Genomic DNA, 24,319 nt, shown 5'->3' with positions numbered 1-24,319 from the left:
TAGTGGCCTTCTAGGCTATCATTATAAATAAAAATGTAGAGAAATCAGACCTCTTTATTCGTCATGTCTTTATTTAATTATCTGATTTATATATAAAACAGTTATTTTTGATTTTTAATCTAAAATTAAAACAAATGTTTAATTTATATAATGATAGTCAATTCATGATATTAAATTAGCATGAGCGAAATCAGGCGTATAAAAATGCCGATGGTTTTAATATCGGCATTTGAGTCTACATCGAGCTAGTTTACATTTGATTAAACAAAGTAAAACTAAACGTAAAAATAGCGAATAACATGGAAGAAAATTGGCGCTGCAAAACAGAGAGAATCCATTCTATCCATCATGCCACCATGACCTTCTATCATCGTACCAAAATCTTTTACACCACTGTCTCTTTTGATTGCAGACATGCATAAACCACCAGCAAAACCTGCCAATGTAATTACTAAAGAGAGTAAAAATGCCGCCCACCATGAGAAAGGTGTTGCCCACCACAACATCATGCCAATCAGACTGGCGGAGATAATTCCACCAAAAAAACCTTCCACTGTTTTATTTGGGCTTAATTTAGGTACGATAGGATGTTTGCCAAATAATTTACCAAACACATATTGAAGTACGTCAGAAACTTGCACCACTATCATTAAAAAGAGCAGTAAATTGATATTACGACCTTCAAAACCTTCTATTGGTAACATTAAAAGTGCTGGTGCATAGCTTAGGCAATAAATTGCTATCATCACGCTCCACTGTACTTTTGCCATACGTTCTAAGAAGTGGCGAGTATCACCTGAAAGTGCCATACGTGTTGGTATTAATAAGAAGGCGTAAACTGGGATAAATACTGCCATTAAGTTATACCATTGCACGCCAACAAGAATGTATTGAATAGGCAATATAACGAAGAAGCACCAGAAGAGCGCTTCATGATCGCCACGATGTGTGGGTGTTAAGGTGATCAGTTCACGTAATGCAAGCCATGAGATAATGGTAAATAGGACGACAGATCCAATAGCCCCAATTCCTATGGCAACACCCGCGATAATACACATTACCCACCACGCGTTGATCCTTGAATTAAGATTCGTGATAGTGGAGGTAGGGCCTTTTATGGCGGCTAAAATAGCACCAATAATGCTGGCAATAATTAAGAAAGAGAAGAGCCCGATAAAGATCCAGAGGACTTCATTATTAATACGTTCCATTGTGTAGCTCCTCTAACGCACTTTTTGCTCTTACCAAAAATTCTTGTTTGCTTTCATTTTCATGGGTGGAACTAATCGGAGCACCAAAAATCGCACTGCAAATAACGGGAACAACTAAGCGAGAACCTTTAGGAAGGACTCTATTTAAGTTTTCCAGATAAATAGGGACTAATTGCACATTCGGATTTTTACGAGAAAGATGCCAAAGACCTGCTTTAAAATCTTGAATAGATTCGCCATTACCTCGAGTACCCTCAGGAAAAATAATTAAAGAATCACCTTGGTCTAAAATTTCTTGCATCAGAGCAAGTGCGTTGACTTTATTTGGTGTCGATGATGCCGAGTTATTAGTGTGTTGTTCTACGATCTCTTCGCAAGAATTTTCTTCTTGTGGAAAATTCATTTTGGCAGCATGACGAGGGATAAGAATAGCTCTAAAGATACGACGAGATAAATAACGGCGTAAGCGGTTTTTATTCCAATAATCTTCAGCGGCAACCGGATGAACATAAGGGCGAATATTGGGGGAAAGACAAGACCAAATAACTAAGCCATCAAGATGACTAGAATGGTTAGCGTAATAAATACAAGGCGTATCTTTCGCAATAGGAGAGGTTTGTTTAGCGCGAATACCTGTTAAGAATCGACAAATAGAGACTAAGACGGATGATACCACTTTTGCATCTAAAGCAAGTTTTCCATTTTTCATTAATCAGACACCTTGTGCTAAATCCCGTAAAATTCGACGGGTTCTGAAAATTGTGGTCAGTATTGAGCCTAAAATAATAATCCATAATGAAATAAAAAAGAGCCATATTCCCCAAAGACTAGGAAGAAATGTAGCAATAACGGCAACAGAGGTTAATAATGCCATTCGGTGTTGTTTTGCCATTGGGCCTGTAAATTGTTGATCTAATCCACAAGCACCGCCTAAGACACGAACATAAGCGGTCATTACCGCAAAAAAAGCGCCCACCCAACTTAATGTAATGGCGATAGAAAAGTCAGAAGAGAGTCCATAACCGACACCCAAAATAATTAGAGTATCGGCAATTCTGTCAGGTAATTCATTATAGACAGCACCTACAGGGCTTTTCATGCCACCTTCGACGGCAACCATACCATCTAATAAATTACAAATTAGGCGACCTTGGATCATGATAGCTCCAAGGATCAATAAAATTGAGCGTAATAATCCAGATGTGTAAAAGAGAGCACAAAAGAGTGATAAGCCTGCAAGTAATGCAAATACGACGCTAAACACAGAAATAGCATTAGGGGTTGCCCCTTTTTGTTGTAAATAGCGACTGCACTTTGTGGCCCAGTTTGTTTGTCTTGCTTTTATAGGACGACGGTTTTTATCTTGAGAGTTCATTTTTCTTTGTAAAAGGCTAGTTAGAAGGGGATAGCATAAGGGCATTTGTACAAAGTGAGAATAAGAATAAACGTATAAATTTATCTTATATTTTTTTTATAACGATTGATGCCTTTTTGTTATGCTCATATTAAGACTATAAATCAAATATTAATAATTATTTATTTTTCTAGGTGTTAATACCTATTTATGGCTAGTGTATTATACTTACATGTTTATATCATTTAATGATGATCTTTATTTGAGTGGTATTGAGTAGAGATGATAAATGATGTATTACATTAATTAAACTATGAAGAGAGTAAATTTCTTAAGTAAAAGGGAGTGTAAAGGGAAATACTTATTGTTATTTCTTATTTTACTGTTTAAATAATCGCAATTAAAACACTTCGATTAGAATATTCTTATAAGGAATTTTTTGTTTAAATCAAAAATCAAAACGCATAAACAGTCTTTAAATGGGCATAAAAAAAAGAGACAAGAATTTCTTTTGTATTATTTTTTAATCATTAATAATTTTCTTCGTGAAATAAGAATAAAGGAAATGGGGAATTAAAAATGAGAATATTCATATTTATAATAAGTAAAAAATGATTTATATCAAATGAAGAGCTTCATCTATTCTTATATTGCTATTATTAATAAAAAACAATCATAATAGTTATTAATAATAGCGATTATGAAAATAATATATACAAGTGTCTTAAATTGAAATTAGACGAACACTAATGAAAGGGAGGCATCAAAATAAGTTGCCGCCCTTCCTATAGTAGAATGGTGTTTAACGTATTAATTATTCCCATATTAGGTGTAATTCATCCAAAATAGAATATTTTTAGAAGTATAGTTTTCTCTCACTAATAAAATATAATGAAAATTAAACAGGTCATATTGTTATATCGCTAGATAATACAACCCATTGATAAATAGAAATCACGTTGTGAATTAATTTGCTCTTAAATCATATTTCTTAAAGAAATCATATTCTTGAACTAATTGTGGTAGTGATCTTATTTTCAATTTTGTATACATATTTGAACGATGTACTTCTACAGTACGAGGCGATAGAGAAAGTTTTTCTGCCGCTTCTTTGCTCGTATTTCCCTCAAGGATCATCTCCATAACCTCTTTTTCTCTATTAGATAACTTACCAAATTTATCTTTTAGAGATATATATGTTCGGAATTGCTCAACTTCACTTTCATAATGTAGGAAAGATTCCGAGACAATATTAAGAAGTTCATTCACATTTAGAGGGCGAGTTAAATATTCAAAAGCCCCTGATTTAAATGCACTACGACAACTCTCAATGGAACTATCCCCTGAAATAATAATAACAGGGATGATGTTTCTCAATTTATTGAGTTCTTTAATCAGTGCAATTGATGGCGCCGCACTGTTTTTTGTATTAATTATGATGCACTCTTTATGAGCCCCTTTTGTTGATGAAAAATAGTATTTCAAGAAAGCCTGTTCATTTGAATAGGTTTTCACGTTAGCCGCTAAAGAAGAAAGAACGGCTTTAAGCTGAACTTTTGTACTGTCATCTTCAAAAGTGATTAAGTGGATTATTGATTCCATATGTTGCTCCTGGTTTTACTCTGCTCTTTCACTAAAAGTGAATGAGTAACGAAATTTGACTAATTTATAAGTTTTTTTGTGTAGGGTGACATTCACGTAACGGAGCCATATTCAGAATATATCAAATTAAAAATGATTAATACTTCTGTATTATATTATAGATAAAATATCAGAACTTTGTTTTGTTTCAATATTTGTATTTTATAGATAAGAATAATTTATTTCTATATTGAAGGAAGGAGATAACTATTATTAATTGTAACTAAGTTTTTTCTCGTAAGTGATTTTAACTATATTAAACCCATTTAATAAGTAAAAAAATAATATATTTAGGCCTCTATCTATGAGGCAATTAATAGTTGCATTTAGTTACAATACAATTCCCTTTGTGGCTTTTTGACTTTACTTCTTGTAAAATAGCACTTTATTTCTATCGTTCCTTTTTAATAAACCAATCGAGCCAATGCTATGGCGTCACTGAAAGATGTAGCTCGACTTGCATCCGTTTCTTTGATGACAGTCTCAAGAGCGATTAATAACCCTGAGTTATTAAAACCAGAAACACTGAAACAAGTCCAAAATGCGATTGATCAACTTAACTATGTTCCAGATTATTCTGCACGAAAAATTCGTGGTCAAGGAACAAAAGTATCATCAATTGGTGTTCTGGCAATTGATACCGCAACGACACCATTTTCTGTGGAAATGATTTTATCCATAGAACAAACTGCAAGAGAATTTGGCTGGAGTTCATTTGTTGTCAATTTGACTGCACAAGATTGTTATGAAAATGCCATTTGGCAACTTTTGGCTCAACGTCCAGATGGTATTATTTATACCACGATGGGGTTGCGTGAAATCACCGTGCATGAAAAGTTGCTTGATAAGAATTTAGTGTTAGCAAACTGTTTGGATAAAACGCACACTTTTCCAACTTATATTCCCGATGATTATCATGGGCAGTATTTTGCGATGAAAAAAGTCATCGAAAAGGGGTATCGTCGCCCTTTGTGCTTCTATATACCTGAAGAGTCTGTAGCAGGCCCTATTCGTCGTAAAGCTGTTGAGGATGCTTGGCAAGAGGCGGGGTTACCATTGTCGGATCTACAACAATATACGATGATGTTTGGAGATGAACATTACCGTGATGTGATTGAAATATTGAAAAAGCATTGTATTCAGCAAAAAGCAGATTTTGATATTCTCATTTGTGGTAATGACCGTATTGCATTTCTAGCGTATCAAGTTTTACTTTCTATGGGGTTACGCATTCCAGAGCAAGTGGCTGTTTTGGGATACGACAATATGATTGGTACAGGAGAGTTGTTTTATCCACCATTAACAACGGTACAATTGCCTCATTATGAATTAGGTAAAGAAGCAACGTTGCATATCATTCAAGAACGGAACCATAGAGATACGGTATACGTACCTTGCCAATTAGTTGAACGTGAGTCTATTTAAAGACTCACGTCTTACTTATCTTATCAATATCAGTAAATACTATTTAACTGCCAATATTCACCATTAATTAATGTTGCATCACCATTAATGGCGAAAAGACGTAAAGTTTGAATATCTTGTTGATCATAATATCGGCTGCTAAAGGTGAATTCGCCTTTGTTTACAAAGATTTCAATTGATGAGCGATCAATAAAAATACGTAAATTCAATTCACAACCTTCAGGTAATGGAATACTTCGAGCGCCACTTATATTGTGCTGAGGATAATGACGATTAAGAACTAAACGGTGTGATTGATTATCAACAAAGAGCTCAAGCCCTTCGCCTAGCCATAGGCCAAATTTTTCAGCGAGGCTGTCTAAAGATAACGTTAAGTTGAGTTCGATAGCTGAAGTATTATTGATTAGTTCTATGGATTGATTACTGAGTGTTAATGGTTGGATAGTCTGTTTTTCTTGGCGTAATGATTCGACTTCTTTAACGGGGATCATGCGTAAGCGATTTTTGGATTTATCAAAAGTGATTTCACGAGGGAGTGTAAAACAGCCAGACCAAAATTCGGATTTTGAAGGCATGGGCGAATTCCACATATCCATCCATCCCATAGAAACGCGACGACCATCCGGTGTTGTAAATGATTGTGGCGCATAATAGTCATGGCCATTATCAAGTTCAATAAAGTGTCCTTGTAGTTTAAAGGGCTGATTTGGTGCCCATTTACCGATTAATGCACCTGATTGAAAGAGATTGCGATATTGATATCCTTCGGCTCGTTTTCCTTGTGGTGAGAAGACGATTGCAAATTCGTTTTCTTGGCTAATAGGGAAGAAATCAGGGCACTCCCACATATAGACATTTTTATCATCCGTTTTCCCTAAAACAGTGTAATCGTTGTTCCACTGCTGGCCTTCCACAAATAAGGTGTCGCTAGAGAAGAGCAGAACTTGTCCTTGATCTTTTTCATCACGAGCACCAACAACCATCCACCATTTGCCTTCTTGATACCAAACTTTAGGATCACGAAAATGCATATAACCTTTAGGGGGTTCTAAGACGATCCCTTTTTTCTCAAAATGAATGCCATCTTCACTGATAGCAACACATTGCGCTTCATAGATTTGGCTATCATCACCTTCGTCTGCTAACCAGTTGTGTCCTGTATAGAAAAGATAGAGCTTGCCTTCATGACTAATTGCTGATCCTGAGAAACAACCACTTTTGTCGTAGTCATCCCCTGGTGCTAACGCAATAGGTTGATGTTGCCAGTGGATCATATCTGTACTTGTGGCATGTCCCCAATGCATTGGCCCCCAATCTTGAGAATAAGGGTGATGCTGATAAAAGGCATGATATAAACCATCATGATAAATAAGACCATTAGGATCATTTAACCAACCCGCAGGTGCGGCCAAATGAAACTGGGGATAAAATTTATTGCCTCGTTTTTCAATCAAAGTACTTAAGGCTTTTGTTGATTGTTCTAAGCGGTGTTTCATATCATTATCCTTATTATATATCAGAGTTATTAGTGTGTTTTTAAGAGCATAGAAAGGGTAAAGAACAGATGTAATCACACTATTACTCTTATTGTTAACGATAACATGTTGAGTAAAAAAAATACGATGTATGAGATTGACTTTATCATATTATCTCATTATGTTAACGTTATCAGTGTGGATTTACGAGCAATATCTTGATTTATTCGTTATGAATAGCCATAAAAACAGAATATAGTTAAGAAAAATAATTGCTTATCTTCAGGAGAGATTATGAAAGTCTGGTCTTTAGGTGACGCTGTTGTTGACTTGATCCCATTGCAAAACATGCAATATGAAGCATGTGCTGGTGGTGCGCCAGTCAATGTTGCTGCAGGCGTTGCCAAGCTTGGTCAACAAAGTGGTTTTATTGGACGTGTAGGTGAAGATGCGTTCGGCCATTTTATGCAAAAAACACTGTTTGATCTGGGTGTCGATACTCGTGCAATGGAATTTGATGAGTTTCACCGTACCAGTACTGTACTTGTCTCTTTACAAGAAAATGGTGAGCGTGATTTTACTTTCTTAGTTGCAGAGTCTGCTGATCAATTTTTAACAGAAAAATCTTTACCTGCATTCGAAAAAGATATTTTGCATTTTTGCTCCTTAGCATTGGTGAATCCTATTTGTCGCTCGACCTTAGATTGTGCAATCAAAAGCATTAAAGAAAGTGATTCACTATTGAGTTTTGATATTAATTTACGACCTCAAATGTGGCGTGATCATGAAGAAATGCGTGAAATTATCGATAATTATGCGCATAAAGCAGACATATTAAAATTATCAGAAGATGAGCTCACGTGGATGACACAAGAAGTGACATTGAATAATGCACTTAAAAAATTAGAAAGTTATCCCGCTCGTTTAAAAGTGATCACTCAAGGCTCTAAAGGCTGTTTGGTTTTAACACCAAATACTCAAGTTGCATTTAGTGCCTTTACTGTTGAATGCATTGATACAACAGGTGCCGGTGATGCCTTTATGTCCGGTTTGTTAGCCGCGCTTGCTGAATATGGTTTTGCTGAAGATGAGCAATATCTATCAAAAATAGTAACACAAGCAGCTGCTTGTGGTGCTTTAGCCACCACTCAAAAAGGGGCGATAGCTGCGGCACCAAGTCGTAAAAAATTACATGATTTTGTTCAGCAACAGCCACCTTTACATGTTAGGGAGATTTTCTAACAATTTACCCATTTTTTTCTGGTTGTGGTTTTTACCACGGTTTTCCCTTAATGGTATTTTCCTATTCTCCATTTATAACTACTTTTCTCGGAGTGGTTATTTATGGAGATTTTTTTATCCCGTCTATTTGGTTGTATTGATGTTTGATCAATCAGCGATGCTGATCATATTGTTCTGTCTGTTTTAAGCGTATGATATTAAATCTTATTGACTTTTATTGATGGAACATTAAATGTGGGCTCAATCGGGCGCGGTATTAGCCATTTTTTCTTATATTCTTTGGGGAATAACCCCTCTGTTTTATCGGCTGTTACCCGGAGCACAACCATTAGAGATGTTGGCTCAGCGTTTGATCTGGTCTATCCCTCTTTTATTACTCGTACGACTCTTTATTAAAAATAGAACACGATGGCGCGCGGTTTTACAAGATAAGCGCTCTGTTTTTATGTGTCTATTTAGCTCAATGGCTATGGCTGTTTCTTGGTGTACGTTTACTTATGCGTTAACACATCAACAAGTATTAGAAGCTAGCTTGGGGTATTTTATTAATCCGCTTTTCTCTATTTTATTAGGTGTGATATTTCTTAAAGAAAAGCTTAATTCAGCAGAAAAATGGGCTGTTACCTTAATTTGTGCGGGTGTAGGCTATCAATTGTGGATGTACGGTGAATTACCTGTATTGGCTATCATGATGGGGGGCGCATTTGCTGTATATGGCTTAATCCGTAAGTTTATTCGTTTTGATGTGATCACCTCTTTATTTATGGAAACACTTTGGTTAATGCCATTAGCAATAGGCGCTACTATTTGGTTGTTTATAACAGATAAAAGCGCACTACCTTCTGCAGATAATCTGACTCGTTTTTATTATATTCTAACCGCACCAGTCACTATACTTCCGTTATTGTTCTTTACCGCTGCAGTCAAACGAACCACATTAACTGTAATTGGATTAGCTCAATATATTGAGCCTACTATTCAATTTTTACTGGCTGTTTTCTTATTCCATGAAGCTTTTGATGAAGTAAAAGGCGTGAGTTTCTCTCTAATTTGGTTAGGGCTTTTATGTTGTATCTTAGCACTTATCCGAAAACGCCTGAATTATCTAAAAATCCAAAAAGGAAAACGTAGCCAAACGGTGTAATTGTATTATTTCCCTGTTTGATTATTTTTTTGTCTGGCTATTTTTCTATCAAGTTAAATCCGCTATGCTATACGAAAAGCAATCGTTTGCGTAATTGTGTTTTTATTAATGGTGAGGATAAAAAATGACAGTGCTGGGTACGGCTCTTACAGCAAATGCAACAAAAGTGATGTTATTGGGTGCTGGTGAATTAGGCAAAGAAGTCGCGATTGAATGCCAACGCTTAGGCATTGAAGTGATTGCTGTTGATCGCTATCTGAATGCTCCTGCTATGCATGTTGCTCATCGCCATCATGTTGTAAATATGCTTGATAGTGATGCATTAAAGCAAGTTATTGAACAAGAGCGACCTGATTTTATCGTTCCAGAAATTGAAGCTATTGCAACAACGTTACTGGTTGAATTAGAACAGGCGGGGCAAAAAGTTGTTCCTTGCGCTCGTGCGGTAAAGCTGACGATGGATAGAGAAGGCATTCGTCGATTAGCCTCAGAAACATTACATTTACCTACATCAAACTATCAATTTGTTGATGATGAAGTGAGTTTTAAAAAAGCCGCTTTAGAAATAGGCTTCCCTTGTATTGTAAAACCCGTCATGAGTTCATCCGGAAAAGGGCAAAGTGTTATTCGTAATGAAAACGATTTGGATCAGGCTTGGACTTACTCGCAAGAGGGTGGGAGAGCAGGAAAAGGACGCGTTATTGTTGAAAAAATGATCCCGTTTGATTTTGAGATCACTTTACTGACTATTCATGCTGTTGACGGTATCCATTTTTGTGCCCCTATTGGTCATCGACAAGAAAAAGGGGATTATCGAAGTTCGTGGCAACCTCAAAAGATGAGTGATATCGCACTTGCTAAAGCAGAACATATTGCGAGTAAAGTGGTTGAGAACTTAGGGGGCTATGGCTTATTTGGTGTCGAGTTATTTGTTCAAGGTGATGAGGTATTCTTTAATGAAGTTTCCCCTCGTCCTCATGATACAGGGCTCGTGACATTAATCTCTCAAGACTTATCAGAGTTCGCGCTTCATGTTCGTGCTTTTTTAGGTTATCCCATTGGTGGTATTCGCCAATTAGGCCCTTGTGCATCAGCTGTTATTTTACCGGAGCTTTATAGTACAAATATCGTTTATTCTGGTATTGAAAAAGCGTTGAAGGCGGATCGCCAAATTCGCCTTTTTGCTAAACCTGAAATTGCCGGCACTCGCCGTTTAGGTGTTGTACTCGCTCATGCAGATACAATAAAACATGCATTAGATGAAGCAAACGCAGGTGCTAACGCTATCATTGTAAATGATGCCCAAAAATAGCGATTACCGTTAAGGTTCCTTCTTTAATAAAGCTTTCAGAATGATAAGCCCAAACAATACTATTATGTAATAAAACACACAAGGATGTTGTTTGGGCTCAAAATTTAATCATATAAGGTGCTTAATCACTTTTATTCGCTTAATTTTTTACTCGACCCTTGAAACTAGCTTAACTATCCCCACTTTTTACTCATATTGATTTTTTTCGCCAAATTAGGATTAATTGAGGTAAAAATGAGTATGAAAGGTCAGGAAACAAGAGGATTTCAGTCAGAAGTTAAACAACTTCTTCAATTAATGATCCATTCTCTTTACTCCAATAAAGAAATTTTCCTTCGCGAATTGATTTCGAACGCATCAGATGCGGCTGATAAATTGCGTTTCCGTGCATTATCAGATGCAGCGCTTTATGAGAATAATGGTGAGTTGCATGTGCGCATTTCCACTGATAAAGAAGCTCGTACTCTGACTATCAGTGATAATGGTATTGGTATGACTCGCGATGAAGTCATTGATAACCTCGGTACTATTGCAAAATCAGGTACCAAATCATTCTTAGAATCTATCGGGCAAGATCAAGCTAAAGATAGCCAACTAATTGGTCAGTTTGGTGTCGGATTCTATTCTGCGTTTATCGTTGCAGATAAAGTGACAGTACGCACTCGTGCAGCTGGCGAAAGTGCAGATAAAGGTGTTTTTTGGGAGTCTGAAGGCGAAGGTGATTACACCGTTGCTGATATTGAAAAAGCAGATCGCGGTACTGAGATTACGCTTCATTTACGTGAAGGTGAAGATGAGTATTTAGATGATTGGCGTCTACGTAGCATTATTAGTAAATATTCCGACCATATTTCTTTGCCTGTTGAAATTGAAACAAAAAATGAAGAGGACGGCACTGTAACATGGGAAAAAATTAATAAAGCGCAAGCCCTTTGGACTCGTAACAAAGCTGAAGTGAGTGATGAAGAGTATAAAGAGTTTTATAAACATATCTCTCATGACTTTGCCGATCCATTAAGCTGGGTACATAACCGTGTAGAAGGTAAGCAAGAGTATACAAGCTTATTATATGTGCCTTCAAAAGCGCCTTGGGATTTATGGAATCGTGAACAACGTCATGGTTTAAAACTGTATGTACAGCGTGTCTTTATTATGGATGAAGCTGAGCAGTTTATGCCTAATTACCTGCGTTTTATCCGTGGGTTAGTGGATTCTAATGATTTACCGCTAAACGTTTCTCGTGAAATTTTACAAGACAGCTCAGTGACACGTAACTTACGTAGTGCATTAACTAAACGCGCATTACAGATGTTACAAAAACTGGCGGAAAACAAGCCGGAAGAGTATCAAGCATTCTGGAAAGAGTTTGGCTTAGTATTAAAAGAAGGCCCAGCAGAAGACTCATCTAATATTGAAACAATTGCTAAATTACTACGTTTTGCATCAACGCATAACGATAGTGATGCTCAAACAGTTTCTCTGGAAGATTATGTTGGTCGTATGGTCGATGGTCAGGAAAAAATCTACTACATCACCGCAGATAGCTATGCCGCAGCAAAAAACAGTCCTCATTTAGAGCTGTTCCGCAAAAAAGGTATCGAGGTACTGCTGTTATCTGATCGTATAGATGAGTGGATGATGAATTACCTGACTGAGTTTGATGGCAAATCATTCCAGTCTGTCAGTAAAGCGGATGAATCTCTTGATAAACTTGCTGATGAAGAGAAACAGGCTGAGCAAGAAGAAACAGATAAACAATTAGCACCGTTCGTCGAACGTATTAAAACCTTGCTAGGAGATAAAGTTAAAGATGTGAAATTAACGCATCGTTTAACAGATACTCCAGCAATCGTGACAACCAGTGCTGATGAAATGACAACACAAATGGCTAAATTGTTTGCTGCTGCAGGACAAGAAGTGCCAGAAGTGAAATATAACTTTGAGCTGAATCCAAATCACCCATTAGTAAAGCAAACAGCCGAGCTAACGGATGAAGCATTATTTGCAGATTGGGTAAATTTATTACTCGATCAGGCATTATTTGCTGAAAGAGGCTCTTTAGAGGATCCAAACCAGTTTATTCGCTTAGTGAATCAACTTTTAGTTCAAAAAGCGTAACTGTTTTCGTTTTCAAACATTTAAACCACGTTTATCTGAAAAGATAGCGTGGTTTTTTCTTTTTCGATAAAAATAAAATGCAATCGCTACCGTGATTTCTTGAGCGATGACCTCACAAAATGGTATGGTAATGCGTTTTCGAGTTTAAATATAAAAAATTAAATGCAAGGGGATTTACGCGATGCGTATCATTCTGCTAGGCGCTCCAGGCGCTGGTAAAGGCACTCAGGCTCAATTCATTAAAGAAAACTATGGTATCCCACAGATTTCAACTGGTGATATGTTACGTGCAGCAGTAAGTGCAGGTACAGAACTAGGACTGAAAGCAAAAGCACTGATGGACAATGGTCAGTTAGTTACTGATGAATTAGTTATTGCGTTAGTTAAAGAGCGCATCAAACAAGACGATTGCCGTAATGGTTTCTTGTTGGATGGGTTCCCAAGAACAATTCCACAAGCTGATGCAATGAAAGAAGCGGGTATCAACGTGGATTTCGTACTGGAATTCGCTGTACCTGATGAAATCATTGTTGAACGTATTATTGGCCGTCGTGTTCACGCACCATCAGGTCGTGTTTATCATGTGAAATTTAATCCACCTAAAGTGGAAAATCGTGATGACGTGACAGGTGAAGAGTTAACAACACGTAAAGATGACCAAGAAGAAACTGTTCGTAAACGTTTAGTTGAGTACCATACTCAAACTGCACCATTAGTTTCTTATTACCAAAATGAAGCTAAAGCAGGCAATGCGAAATACTTCAAAGTTGATGGTACACAAAAAGTAAGCGAAATTAACGCTGAATTAAAAAGTATCCTTGGCTAATTTCGTCATTGTGATGACTAATCCCGGTTGAGCCGGGATTTTTTTTATCTAAACAAAATAGGGGAAAAGAACAATCCAATAAATTGACAAGCACAATCTATTATTTTCCTTTATTCTTCTACTCTTTGGTTATCCTAATAAAATAACTCTAAGGAGTCATAGTATGAATGATGCTAAGTATGGTGTTCTTTTGGTTAATCTTGGCACACCTGATGCGCCGACAACAGGTGCTGTTCGACGTTATTTAGCTCAATTTCTTAGCGATCCTCGTGTTGTTGATGTTTCTCCTTTGATTTGGAAACCAATATTACAGGGGGCGATATTGCCGTTTCGCTCACCTAAAGTGGCTAAGTTATACCAACAGATTTGGATGGATGAGGGGTCACCTCTGTTAGTTTATAGCAGAGCGCAACAACGTGCTGTCGCTGAGCGATTACCTAATATCCCCATAGAGTTAGGGATGTGTTATGGCAATCCATCGTTAAATGAAGGGGTTGAAAAGTTATTACAACAAGGTGTTGAAAAGATTATTTTGTTACCGCTGTATCCTCAATACTCTTGTTCCACTTCTGCTGCGGTATTTGATGGTGTTAGTCGCATTTTTAAAGGTATGCGTACAATACCCTCTCTTCATTTTATTCGCAGTTATCCTACTCATCCGCTTTATATCAAAGCGCTTGTCACCTCTATTGAGAAAAGTTTTCAGCAATATGGCAAACCCGATCGTTTAATTCTCTCTTTTCATGGTATTCCTGAGCGCTTTATCAAAACAGGCGATATTTATTATGATGAGTGTTGCCTCACAACAGAAAAACTAAAACAGCAATTAGAAGAACAGTTAGGTTATCCTAAAGAGCAAGTCATGCTGACATTCCAGTCACGCTTTGGTCGTGAACCTTGGTTATCGCCTTATACGGATAAAACGATGGAAAAGCTGGGAAGTGAGGGGGTTGAACATGTGCAGGTTGTATGTCCGGGATTTTCATCTGATTGCTTGGAAACATTAGAAGAAATTAATGAACAGAACCAAGAGTTCTTTATTCATGGTGGTGGCAAACAGTACGAATATATTCCAGCATTAAATGATGAACCAGAGCATATTGACTTGCTAGAAGCGATGATCCGTGAGGTATGCGAAAAATAATTACTGAATTCTATAAATAAAATTATCGGATTTGATGATATATTAATTTGAACATATTTCAGTTATATATAAACTTATCTTTTCTCATTTTTTAAGTCTTTTAGTGGAAATCACTAAAAGTGCTGATAAACGGACACTGCATTACATAAATTTAGGCAGGAAAATGAATAGTAAGCTTTCAAAACCACAATCTTCAGAAATTGATAAAGGACATTTTGACGATTTCTATCTAAAACAGAATGATGAAATCGATCTTTTTGAATTATTTTCTGTTATTTATAAATCAAAATTTGTCATTATTGGTATCACTTTATTATTTGCTATCGTTGGCTTTACTGTTGCAAGCTTTTTGCCACAGAAATGGACAAGCCAAGCTGCAATTACTAAGCCAATGTTAGAGGAAATGAAACAGTTAAGAGCAACTCTAACTGAGCTTAGCTTAGTGGATGTTGATACAGGTGTGAATGGTTCATCTGTTTATCAAAAATTTATCAATAACTATAACTCTCGTGTTTTACGTGAAGAGTATTTGGTCAGTACGGATTATTACAAAAGTTTGCTGGCTAAAATGGAAGATCCAACGCCACTGGATAAACGTAAATTAATTGAAGAAATCGTAACGAAAGATATTAATTTAAAAGCTTCAGATGATAAAAAGAGTGAAGACGAGTTTAGTGGTGAAATTAATTTAAGCTTTACAGCGCCAACCCCTGAAGAAGCTTACGATTTACTTTCTGGTTATATTCGCTTTATCTCTACCAAAGTACGTGTAGAAGTAAAAGACGAAATTGATGATCAAATTGAGCGTAAATTAAGTTTCGCGCAAAAAGCCTATGACATGGATTTAGAGCGTATCGCTAATGCGCGTAACGTTAATGTGCAACGCTTAAAGTATGCATTAGAAATCGCAAATGCAGCTGGGGTTAAAAAACCAATTTCCAGTGAAGGCGCACAGATTAAAGATGACCCTGATTATTCTATTGCTATGGGTTCTGATGCATTAAGCAGTAAATTAGCCATTACTGAAGCTATCACTGATCCTACAACGGTGAGTGCTGATCTGAAAAACCGTTTATACAATATGAAGCAATTAGAGAAAGTCAAATTAGATGATCTTCAATTTGTACCGTTCAAATATATGTTGAAACCTTACGAACCGACTAAAAAAGATGCACCTAAACGCGCTCTGATTTTAGTTGGCGCCGCTTTTGTTGGTTTCATTCTTTCTGTAATGGGTGTTTTACTGAGCTACATGGCAAGAAGCCGTCGTAAAACTGCATAAAAATATCTTTAAATAAGTAGGTGTACGGACGTACACCTACTGTCTCTCCTATAATATTGTGTTAACATTGCGCATCTTTTTTAGCTGTGTAGCATCTTTCACAATGAAATTCCCTGGCAAACGAAAATCCAAACACTATTTTCCCGTTAGTTTACGAGATCCTCTATTACAACCCATCATCAATATGACGGAGAGCGAATCCTCTCGCGCTTATATCGTGGGTATTGACCAAACATTGGTTGATATTGAAGCGAAAGTTGATGAAGCGTTTATTAACCGTTATAACTTGAGTCAGGGACACTCTCTTGTTATTGAAGATGATGTCGCAGAGGCACTTTATCGTGAATTAACAGACAATAATCTGATAACACACGAATTTGCTGGTGGCACCATTGGCAATACGCTACATAATTACTCTGTATTGGCTGACGATCGATCTGTGTTATTAGGTACTATGTGTAATAACATTCAGATTGGTAGCTATGCTTATCGTTATTTATGTAACACATCTAGCCGTACTGATCTTAATTACCTCCAAGGTGTTGATGGTGCCATTGGGCGCTGTTTTACGTTGATCACGGAAAATGGCGAACGCACATTTGCTATTAGTCCAGGTCAAATGAATCAGCTTAAACCTGAAAGTATTCCGGAAGAGGTGATCGCAGAAGCTTCTGCATTGGTATTAACAGCTTATTTAGTTCGCTGTAAACCCGGTGAACCGATGCCGTTAGCAACCATGAAAGCAATTGAATACGCGAAAAAATATGATGTTCCAGTTGTTCTCACCCTTGGCACAAAATATGTTATTGCAGATGATCCACAATGGTGGCGTGATTTCTTAAAAGAGCACGTTTCTGTTGTCGCAATGAATGAAGATGAAGCCTTTGAATTAACGGGGCATTCTGATCCTCTTTTGGCTTCTGATGTCGCTTTAGAATGGGTTGATTTAGTGCTTTGTACCGCTGGGCCTGCAGGGCTTTATATGGGCGGTTATACAGAACATAGCTTTAAGCGCCAAACCACACATCCTTTATTACCGGGAGCGATTGCTGAATTTAATCGATATGAATTTAGTCGTGCTATGCGCCGTAAAGATTGTGATGAGCCAGAAAAAGTCTATTCTCATATTGAGCCTTATATGGGGGGCCCAGAAAAAATCATGAATACAAATGGTGCGGGTGACGCAGCATTGTCAGCATTACTACATGATATTACAGCGAATAGCTATCATCGTATTAATGTGCCAAATTCAAGTAAGCATCCTCGGACTTATTTAACTTATTCATCATTAGCGCAAGTGTGTAAATATGCTAACCGAGTAAGTTATCAAGTGCTAAGCCAGCATTCTCCACGCTTGACCCGCGGTTTACCTGAAAAAGAAGACAGCTTAGAAGAAGCTTATTGGGAACGTTGAGTTTATATTGTTTCTAAGTCTTGTTTTATCCGAGTGAAATAAAAAAACCTATCAACATTTATTGATAGGTTTTTTATTGACTTAAATTATATGGGGTTAAGTGGTTATTGTGTTTGGTTATTGCGCTGCACTAGGTGCAATGATTTGTTGACCATTTTCAGGTGTATCATCAATAGCACAACCAAACTCGACTTCTTTAATTAGCATATCTGCCATTGCAGATGCAGTTTGATCTTCATCGATAATGACGTGATTTGCTCCTTTTTCAAGGATAAAAGAAGCTTCTTCATCATAGTTAGCGCGCACGATAATATCGTCAAAATGAGCACGAACAATGATATTTAAATCAGGGTTCATACTTCTTGCTGTTTCCGCGATATCGGCTGCTTCATAACCATTAGGTATCGTCAGTAATAAAGATTTAGCACAATCAATTCGGGCTAAAGCAAGAGACTCTTTAGTTGATGCATTACCCAGTACTGTGTTTAAGCTTTTCTCTTTTAATTCAGCGAATTTATTACGGCTATTTTCGATAATAACTAATGGAATAGATTGAGCTAATAATTTCTCCGAAAGCATGCTTCCTGCACGTCCATAACCGACGATAATGGCGTGGCCACAAATATCAACAGGTACCGGCATCTCTTCTTCCAGCTCTTCTTGTTGTAGTTGCTCCACTTCTTCTTTGGTCTCTGTTTTTGCCAGATAACGGTCTAATAAAGAGAACAATACAGGGTTTAGCATAATAGAGACTAAAGCACCGGCTAAAACAAGGTTGCGCGCATCGGGTTCTAAAACGTTCAGTGCCACACCAAGACCAGCAAGAATAAAGGCAAACTCACCAATTTGAGCAAGGCTGGCTGAAATGGTTAAGGCAGTGCGTCTGGAATGTCCAAACATTCGCACAAGGACCAATGCCGCGGCTGATTTACCAATAATAATGATAGCCAGTGTCGCTAAGATACCTAGTGGATGCTCAATTAATACCATTGGATCAAATAGCATACCGACAGAAACAAAGAACAGTACAGCAAAAGCATCACGCAGCGGTAAAGTATCTTGAGCCGCTCTGTGGCTTAACTCAGATTCATTAAGCACCATACCTGCAAAGAATGCGCCTAATGCGAAGGAAGCATCAAATAAGGTTACAGCGCCATAAGCGATACCTAAAGCAAGAGCGAGTACACTCAGTGTAAATAGCTCACGAGAGCCCGTTGCCGCGGTTTTAGCTAAAATCCAAGGAATAAGTTTACGACCAACAACCATCATGATTAAGATAAAGGCAACAACTTTACCGATTGTAATACCTAAATTGATCATCAGTTCAGAAATACTGGTTTGATCGCTACTTTCCAGCATATTGGCAACAGCGGGAAGTAGTACAAGGGCTAACACCATGGCTAAGTCTTCAACAATCAACCAACCAATAGCAATTTGACCTCGTTGGCTATCAATTAAGCCTCTTTCTTCAAGTGCTCGTAAAAGCACAACGGTACTTGCTGTTGATAGACACAAGCCGAATACTATGCCACTAAATAAACCCCAGCCAAAAAATGCCGATAATCCCAGTCCTAATAATGTTGCGACTGCAATTTGAGCAATAGCACCTGGAATAGCGATGGCTTTTACCGCCATCAGATCTTTTAACGAAAAGTGTAAACCCACGCCAAACATTAGCAGAATAACGCCAATTTCAGCGAGTTCAGGAGCAAGAGAGGTATCGGCAACAAAGCCGGGAGTAAATGGACCAGCGAGTACACCCGCAGCAAGATATCCTACTAAAGGTGAGATTTTTAGCCGTTGAGCAATCATGCCTAAAATGTAAGCAAGTGCTAACCCACCAACAATGGTGGTAATGAGGGGTGTTGAATGCGGCATCAATTCTCCTTCTTTTTATAAAACTACATGTATCGGGGGGCGAGTAATATAGCAGGCTGATAGTTTAACGTATTCATGCAATAAATTCGCTAAAAATTATTGATTATTTATAAAAATAGCAAGTTGATTGAGTTTTTTGATGTAAATGCACTTTTTTATGTTATTTTAATCAGTCTTACCTTTTAAAGTAAGAAATACCCTGTTATCGGTTCATTTAGATAACAGGGAGAATTACAAGTTATTCGGTTTTATCTACCCCAATGTTAGGGAGAATAATGGTGAAAATGCCTAACAGTGGTAAATAAGCACAAATATGATAAACATATTCAATACTCTTCTGATCTGCAATATATCCTAAGACAGCGGCACCAATACCTCCCATCCCAAAAGCAAGTCCGAAGAAAAGCCCTGAAACCATGCCTGTTTTACCCGGAATTAACTCTTGAGCATAAACTAAGATAGCAGAAAATGCTGAAGCCAAAATCACACCAATGAATACAGTTAGTACGCCAGTCCAATAAAGGCTGGCATAAGGGAGTATCAGCGTAAAAGGTGCAACACCAAGAATAGATCCCCAAATTACGTATTTTCTGCCAATTTTATCGCCTACGGGGCCACCAATCATAGTGCCAGCAGCAACAGCAAAGAGGAAAACAAACAGGTGAATTTGTGCATTTTGCACTGAAACGCCAAATTTATGTATTAAATAGAAAGTATAGTAGCTACTAATGCTTGCAAGATAAAAATACTTAGAAAAAATCAGAATAAGCAAAATAGCTAAAGAACCAAAGAGGGTTTTACGTGGCAATATTGCTTTGTTGTTTAGTGCCTTAGGTTGTTTTTTATGTGCTTCTTGTTGAATTTTATACCAACGACTAACTTGTAAGAGCACCACAATGGCCAATAACGCAGCAAGAGAGAACCAACCGACATTTCCTTTGCCATAAGGCGCAATCAATAAAGCTGCCAAAAGAGGACCTAAAGAGCTGCCTAAATTACCGCCTACTTGAAAGAGTGATTGTGCAAGTCCGTGTCTTCCACCTGATGCCATTCTTGCAACGCGAGATGATTCAGGATGAAAAACGGATGAGCCAGTACCTACTAACCCCGCAGCTAGTAATAACATTGGGAATGTATCTGCAAAGGCGAGGATAATAAGCCCTGTCAGCGTAAAACCCATACCAATAGGCAATGAGTAAGGCTTAGGATATTTATCAGTATAGAGTCCAATAAAAGGTTGTAATAAAGACGCTGTAATTTGATAGGTTAAGGTGATCATCCCAATTTGCACAAAGCTTAAGGAAAACTCAGATTGCAACATTGGGTAAATAGCTAATATCAATGATTGGATCATATCATTGAGAAGATGTGAAAAACTAATAGCAGTTAAAATACTAAAAACGGTATTACGCTTATTGGCTTTTCGTTGTAAAACATCGGTTTCTTCTATGGGAAGCGTTGGATCGGCATTGCTCATTTTAGTTCCCTGTCACATTATTTTGTTAATGAATTGTTTCTATTTTTATTGGTCTAGTTTACATCTATTTAGAGTTGAGTGCTTTTGTGAGAAATAGAGTTTGATTCATGTCTCAAAAAAACTATTGGATCAATGAAATAATAAAAAAATTATATAACCTACGTCATAAAATACAGCAAAAGTATTTAACTTCTGTCTTCTTTTTCTACAGTAGAACCATGGCAGAACCTTCTCAATAAATAATATACATGGGGATATACCATGAGCTTATCTTTTAAATTATCAGCATGCGCATTAACAGTTTCTTTAGCGATGGCGCCTGCGATGTCTCAGGCATGGGAAAAGGATAAAACCTACGAAATTACTATTTTGCATACCAATGATCACCATGGACATTTCTGGCATAACGATCGTGGCGAATATGGTTTAGCGGCACAAAAAACGGTTGTTGATGATATTCGTAATGAAGTGGCTAAAAAAGGCGGTAGCGTACTGCTGTTATCTGGTGGTGATATCAATACCGGTGTCCCAGAATCTGATTTACAAGATGCAGAACCTGATTTTAAAGGTATGAATCTTGTGGGTTATGATGCAATGGCACTGGGTAACCATGAATTCGACAATCCATTAGATGTTTTACGCCAACAAGAGAAATGGGCAACATTCCCATTCTTATCTGCAAATATTTATCAAAAAAGTACGGGTGAGCGTTTATTCAAGCCTTACACCATTTTTGATAAGCAAGGTGTCAAAATTGCAGTATTAGGTTTAACAACGGATGATACCGTACGTATTGGTAACCCAGCGAACTTTCCTGATACCGAATTCCGCAAACCTTCTGATGAAGCTAAAAAAGTGGTAGAAGAGCTGCGTACAACGGAAAAGCCAGACATTATTATTGCAGCAACTCATATGGGTCACTACGATGATGGTAATCATGGCTCTAATGCACCGGGTGATGTGGAAATGGCTCGTGCATTACCAAAAGGTTACCTTGATATGATTGTGGGTGGTCACTCACAAGATCCAGTTTGTATGTCTCAAGAGAACAAAAACTACAAACAAGCTGATTATGTGCCAGGAACACCTTGTGCACCAGATAACCAAAATGGTACATGGATTGTTCAGGCTCATGAATGGGGTAAATATGTTGGTCGTGCAGACTTCGAATTCCGTAATGGTGAATTCACGTTAAAACATTACCAATTAATCCCAATCAACTTAAATCAAAAAGTGAAGAAAGACGACGGTACAACTGAGCTTGTTTACTATACAAAAGAAATTCCTCACAACCCTGAAATGATGAAACTGCTGACGCCTTACCAAGAAAAAGGTGGCGAGCAATTGAATGTTAAAGTGGGTGAGGTTGTTGGTAAATTAGAGGGTGATCGTAGTAAAGTTCGCTTTGTTCAAACTAATATGGCACGTCTATTATTATCAGCTCAAGCTGAACGTGCAAATGCAGACTTTGCCATTATGAGTGGTGGTGGTGTCCGTGATTCTATTGAATCTGGTGATATTACTTATAAAGATGTACTGAAAGTACAACCATTTGCGAACGAACTGGTTTATGTTGATTTTAAAGGTGAAGAAGTCGAGCCTTATCTGTCAGCTGTTGCATGTATGAAAGTAGACTCTGGTGCTTATGCACAATTCTACAATGTTAGCTTAACTGTAGACGCAGACTGCAAAGTTAGCGATGTTAAAATTGCTGGTAAACCATTAGATAAAACTAAGTCTTACCGCATGGCGACATTAAACTTTAACGGTATTGGTGGTGATGGTTATCCTAAGATTGATGTTCACCCTGCATATGTAAATACTGGTTTTGTTGATGCTGAAGTATTAAAAGGTTATATCGAAGCACATTCTCCATTGAAAGCTGCTGATTTCGAACCTAAAGGTGAGATCGTTTATAAAAAATAAGCTCAGTAAATCTTGCTGATATAGAAAAAGGCGGCATTAATGTCGCCTTTTATTTTAGGTTTAAATTACGTTAATTTCTTATTTTGAGGATGTGCCTTAAAATAAAAAATCATTAATCATTATGATTCTTTACGAATAAGTGCAAATTGAGCACCTAATACAGAACCTAAATCTTTTGCTGATAATTCAATATCTAAACCACGTTTGCCACCAGAAACAAAGATAGTGTTAAATTCAAGGGCTTGTTCATCAATTACTGTCGGTAGGCGTTTTTTCTGACCTAATGGGCTTATTCCGCCCACTAAATAACCCGTTACTTTTTGTGCAATCTGTGGATCTGCCATATCTGCTTTTTTTGCCTTAAAGCACTTAGCAACGAGTTTTAAGTCTAACTGACCAGAAACCGGTGTTACTGCAACAGCAAGATTCTTAGCATCACTATTTAAAGAAACTAACAGTGTTTTGAATACTTGGCGATTATCTAAACCTAATTTTTCAACAGCTTCATCACCAAAATTATGGACATTAGCATCATGCTCATAAGGATGAAGGGTAAATTTGATTTTTTGTTTTTCCAGTAAATTTACAGCGGGAGTCATAGCTATTCCTACTTATAAGGTTAGAACAATATTTTTATTCTTGGTGCGTTAATAAATCGATCAAATTCTCTTCACCAAATAAATGAAGGGCACCTACAGTCACTACATAACGACCAGCCGGTAATTTTGATAATATGCTTACCCATTTTTGGTTACGGCTTTCCATTAAAATATCAAATACAGCTTTACTAAAGGTATTTGGTAAAGGCGGTTGTTTTTCTCTACTATTATAATTTAACCACCAATTGATCATGATTTGCAATGTACGTGCGTTTTCGTGCCAATTTTTTAATGTGTCTTCGAGTAATTGCTGACCATCCTCAGGAAAACTCAATAATAATGCGACCTGACTCTCAATGCCTTCGAGTTCAATAATCTTTTTTTTGTGTTCATTAGCATGTTGGATAACTTGATAATCAACGCCGTATTGTGGTTGTAATCCAAGTTGCATCGCTTGGGTAGATTGTAAAATCAAAGCAATTTGCCAAAGAGGTTTATTCTCAAGTTGATAAAGCGAGAGGGAGAGATCTTCACAATGGCGTGTCACTTGAGAAAATAGAGGAGTATTTAAGCGTGTTTCTAGTGACTCTCTAAAAAGGGATGCTTGGTCAAAAGGTTGAACGTCAGTTGAAATATCAGCTTCAACAATAATAGCATCTGCATTTTTTATTTCGTTGATAAGCACGTTGGAGAGCGGTGACATTGTAGGAACACCCATATGGATACTACCCACAAGGTGTAAAGAGATATTATTAGGCAACGTAATATCAACAGCGGGATAAGGGTAATGGACCGTATTTTTTATTCCTACCCAATGTTTGATTTTCTGAAAAATACCCGTCATTGATATG

Annotated in this window: 19 protein-coding genes; 10 read left to right on the top strand and 9 right to left on the bottom strand. The window is 37.3% G+C overall.

Annotated features, from left to right (window positions below):
• Nucleotides 1-275: 275 nt before the first annotated feature.
• The 4 genes from GTH25_RS13620 to GTH25_RS13605 form a co-directional block, all read right to left on the bottom strand.
• Entirely contained in the window at nucleotides 276-1,211 is a 936-nt protein-coding gene (locus GTH25_RS13620) for a phosphatidate cytidylyltransferase (RefSeq protein WP_023582641.1), read from the bottom strand.
• Nucleotides 1,198-1,920, bottom strand: coding sequence for a lysophospholipid acyltransferase family protein (locus tag GTH25_RS13615; protein WP_109419437.1), 723 nt, complete (start codon nucleotides 1,918-1,920; stop codon nucleotides 1,198-1,200). Before GTH25_RS13615 ends, GTH25_RS13620 begins: the two co-directional genes overlap by 14 nt.
• 3 nt (nucleotides 1,921-1,923) lie before the next feature.
• Nucleotides 1,924-2,586 carry a CDP-alcohol phosphatidyltransferase family protein gene (locus GTH25_RS13610; protein ID WP_156733960.1) on the bottom strand — a complete coding sequence of 221 codons (663 nt, stop codon included), beginning with the start codon at nucleotides 2,584-2,586 and terminating at the stop codon, nucleotides 1,924-1,926.
• Between the two features lie 945 nt (nucleotides 2,587-3,531).
• Nucleotides 3,532-4,167, bottom strand: coding sequence for a response regulator transcription factor (locus GTH25_RS13605; RefSeq protein WP_075673301.1), 636 nt, complete (start codon nucleotides 4,165-4,167; stop codon nucleotides 3,532-3,534).
• A gap of 468 nt (nucleotides 4,168-4,635) precedes the next feature.
• Between GTH25_RS13605 and GTH25_RS13600 the strand changes: the two genes are divergently transcribed.
• Nucleotides 4,636-5,631, top strand: coding sequence for a LacI family DNA-binding transcriptional regulator (locus GTH25_RS13600; RefSeq protein WP_075673302.1), 996 nt, complete (start codon nucleotides 4,636-4,638; stop codon nucleotides 5,629-5,631).
• Between the two features lie 29 nt (nucleotides 5,632-5,660).
• Here the strand turns inward: GTH25_RS13600 and GTH25_RS13595 are convergent, their stop codons facing one another.
• Entirely contained in the window at nucleotides 5,661-7,127 is a 1,467-nt protein-coding gene (locus GTH25_RS13595; protein ID WP_099660083.1) for a glycoside hydrolase family 32 protein, read from the bottom strand.
• 273 nt (nucleotides 7,128-7,400) lie between these two features.
• On the opposite strand from GTH25_RS13595, the gene GTH25_RS13590 reads away from it, so the two are divergent.
• From GTH25_RS13590 to GTH25_RS13555, 8 genes are all read left to right on the top strand, one after another.
• The gene (locus tag GTH25_RS13590) at nucleotides 7,401-8,348 is read left to right on the top strand and encodes a PfkB family carbohydrate kinase (protein WP_075673304.1); all 948 of its coding nucleotides are present in this window, start codon (nucleotides 7,401-7,403) and stop codon (nucleotides 8,346-8,348) included.
• Between the two features lie 232 nt (nucleotides 8,349-8,580).
• Nucleotides 8,581-9,492 carry an EamA family transporter RarD gene (gene rarD / locus GTH25_RS13585; RefSeq protein WP_075673305.1) on the top strand — a complete coding sequence of 304 codons (912 nt, stop codon included), beginning with the start codon at nucleotides 8,581-8,583 and terminating at the stop codon, nucleotides 9,490-9,492.
• Between the two features lie 124 nt (nucleotides 9,493-9,616).
• Complete coding sequence (gene purT, locus GTH25_RS13580; protein WP_164530665.1) at nucleotides 9,617-10,804, top strand: formate-dependent phosphoribosylglycinamide formyltransferase; 1,188 nt, start codon at nucleotides 9,617-9,619, stop codon at nucleotides 10,802-10,804.
• A 234-nt stretch (nucleotides 10,805-11,038) separates the two neighbouring features.
• Entirely contained in the window at nucleotides 11,039-12,922 is a 1,884-nt protein-coding gene (gene htpG, locus GTH25_RS13575; protein WP_075673307.1) for a molecular chaperone HtpG, read from the top strand.
• 181 nt (nucleotides 12,923-13,103) lie between these two features.
• Complete coding sequence (gene adk / locus GTH25_RS13570; RefSeq protein ID WP_075673308.1) at nucleotides 13,104-13,748, top strand: adenylate kinase; 645 nt, start codon at nucleotides 13,104-13,106, stop codon at nucleotides 13,746-13,748.
• Between the two features lie 163 nt (nucleotides 13,749-13,911).
• Complete coding sequence (gene hemH, locus GTH25_RS13565) at nucleotides 13,912-14,892, top strand: ferrochelatase (protein ID WP_164530664.1); 981 nt, start codon at nucleotides 13,912-13,914, stop codon at nucleotides 14,890-14,892.
• 163 nt (nucleotides 14,893-15,055) lie between these two features.
• Nucleotides 15,056-16,174, top strand: a complete 1,119-nt coding sequence (gene wzz(fepE), locus GTH25_RS13560) for an LPS O-antigen length regulator Wzz(fepE) (protein WP_075673310.1) — start codon at nucleotides 15,056-15,058, stop codon at nucleotides 16,172-16,174.
• A 103-nt stretch (nucleotides 16,175-16,277) separates the two neighbouring features.
• Nucleotides 16,278-17,588, top strand: a complete 1,311-nt coding sequence (locus tag GTH25_RS13555) for an inosine/guanosine kinase (RefSeq protein WP_075673311.1) — start codon at nucleotides 16,278-16,280, stop codon at nucleotides 17,586-17,588.
• A 117-nt stretch (nucleotides 17,589-17,705) separates the two neighbouring features.
• On the opposite strand, the gene ybaL is transcribed toward GTH25_RS13555, so the two are convergent.
• Nucleotides 17,706-19,466, bottom strand: a complete 1,761-nt coding sequence (gene ybaL, locus GTH25_RS13550) for a YbaL family putative K(+) efflux transporter (RefSeq protein WP_075673312.1) — start codon at nucleotides 19,464-19,466, stop codon at nucleotides 17,706-17,708.
• A 238-nt stretch (nucleotides 19,467-19,704) separates the two neighbouring features.
• Complete coding sequence (locus GTH25_RS13545) at nucleotides 19,705-20,943, bottom strand: MFS transporter (protein WP_164530663.1); 1,239 nt, start codon at nucleotides 20,941-20,943, stop codon at nucleotides 19,705-19,707.
• Between the two features lie 261 nt (nucleotides 20,944-21,204).
• Between GTH25_RS13545 and ushA the strand changes: the two genes are divergently transcribed.
• Nucleotides 21,205-22,869: a bifunctional UDP-sugar hydrolase/5'-nucleotidase UshA gene (gene ushA, locus GTH25_RS13540; protein WP_075673314.1), complete on the top strand. Its 1,665-nt coding sequence runs from the start codon at nucleotides 21,205-21,207 to the stop codon at nucleotides 22,867-22,869.
• 119 nt (nucleotides 22,870-22,988) lie between these two features.
• Here the strand turns inward: ushA and ybaK are convergent, their stop codons facing one another.
• Nucleotides 22,989-23,468: a Cys-tRNA(Pro)/Cys-tRNA(Cys) deacylase YbaK gene (ybaK, locus tag GTH25_RS13535; protein ID WP_164530662.1), complete on the bottom strand. Its 480-nt coding sequence runs from the start codon at nucleotides 23,466-23,468 to the stop codon at nucleotides 22,989-22,991.
• Between the two features lie 34 nt (nucleotides 23,469-23,502).
• Nucleotides 23,503-24,312 (bottom strand): TraB/GumN family protein, encoded by an 810-nt coding sequence (locus tag GTH25_RS13530; RefSeq protein ID WP_164530661.1) that lies wholly within the window; start codon nucleotides 24,310-24,312, stop codon nucleotides 23,503-23,505.
• Between the last annotated feature and the right edge of the window lie 7 nt (nucleotides 24,313-24,319).

Source organism: Proteus terrae subsp. cibarius (genome assembly GCF_011045835.1).
Lineage (GTDB): Bacteria > Pseudomonadota > Gammaproteobacteria > Enterobacterales > Enterobacteriaceae > Proteus > Proteus cibarius.
This window is presented reverse-complemented; position numbering and strand designations above follow the sequence as displayed.

Coding starts and splice junctions, on each gene's coding strand:
- GTH25_RS13620 (WP_023582641.1), bottom strand. CDS start 1,211: ATGGAACGTATTAATAATGAAGTCCTCTGGATCTTTATCGGGCTCTTC.
- GTH25_RS13615 (WP_109419437.1), bottom strand. CDS start 1,920: ATGAAAAATGGAAAACTTGCTTTAGATGCAAAAGTGGTATCATCCGTC.
- GTH25_RS13610 (WP_156733960.1), bottom strand. CDS start 2,586: ATGAACTCTCAAGATAAAAACCGTCGTCCTATAAAAGCAAGACAAACA.
- GTH25_RS13605 (WP_075673301.1), bottom strand. CDS start 4,167: ATGGAATCAATAATCCACTTAATCACTTTTGAAGATGACAGTACAAAA.
- GTH25_RS13600 (WP_075673302.1), top strand. CDS start 4,636: ATGGCGTCACTGAAAGATGTAGCTCGACTTGCATCCGTTTCTTTGATG.
- GTH25_RS13595 (WP_099660083.1), bottom strand. CDS start 7,127: ATGAAACACCGCTTAGAACAATCAACAAAAGCCTTAAGTACTTTGATT.
- GTH25_RS13590 (WP_075673304.1), top strand. CDS start 7,401: ATGAAAGTCTGGTCTTTAGGTGACGCTGTTGTTGACTTGATCCCATTG.
- rarD (WP_075673305.1), top strand. CDS start 8,581: ATGTGGGCTCAATCGGGCGCGGTATTAGCCATTTTTTCTTATATTCTT.
- purT (WP_164530665.1), top strand. CDS start 9,617: ATGACAGTGCTGGGTACGGCTCTTACAGCAAATGCAACAAAAGTGATG.
- htpG (WP_075673307.1), top strand. CDS start 11,039: ATGAGTATGAAAGGTCAGGAAACAAGAGGATTTCAGTCAGAAGTTAAA.
- adk (WP_075673308.1), top strand. CDS start 13,104: ATGCGTATCATTCTGCTAGGCGCTCCAGGCGCTGGTAAAGGCACTCAG.
- hemH (WP_164530664.1), top strand. CDS start 13,912: ATGAATGATGCTAAGTATGGTGTTCTTTTGGTTAATCTTGGCACACCT.
- GTH25_RS13555 (WP_075673311.1), top strand. CDS start 16,278: ATGAAATTCCCTGGCAAACGAAAATCCAAACACTATTTTCCCGTTAGT.
- ybaL (WP_075673312.1), bottom strand. CDS start 19,466: ATGCCGCATTCAACACCCCTCATTACCACCATTGTTGGTGGGTTAGCA.
- GTH25_RS13545 (WP_164530663.1), bottom strand. CDS start 20,943: ATGAGCAATGCCGATCCAACGCTTCCCATAGAAGAAACCGATGTTTTA.
- ushA (WP_075673314.1), top strand. CDS start 21,205: ATGAGCTTATCTTTTAAATTATCAGCATGCGCATTAACAGTTTCTTTA.
- ybaK (WP_164530662.1), bottom strand. CDS start 23,468: ATGACTCCCGCTGTAAATTTACTGGAAAAACAAAAAATCAAATTTACC.
- GTH25_RS13530 (WP_164530661.1), bottom strand. CDS start 24,312: ATGACGGGTATTTTTCAGAAAATCAAACATTGGGTAGGAATAAAAAAT.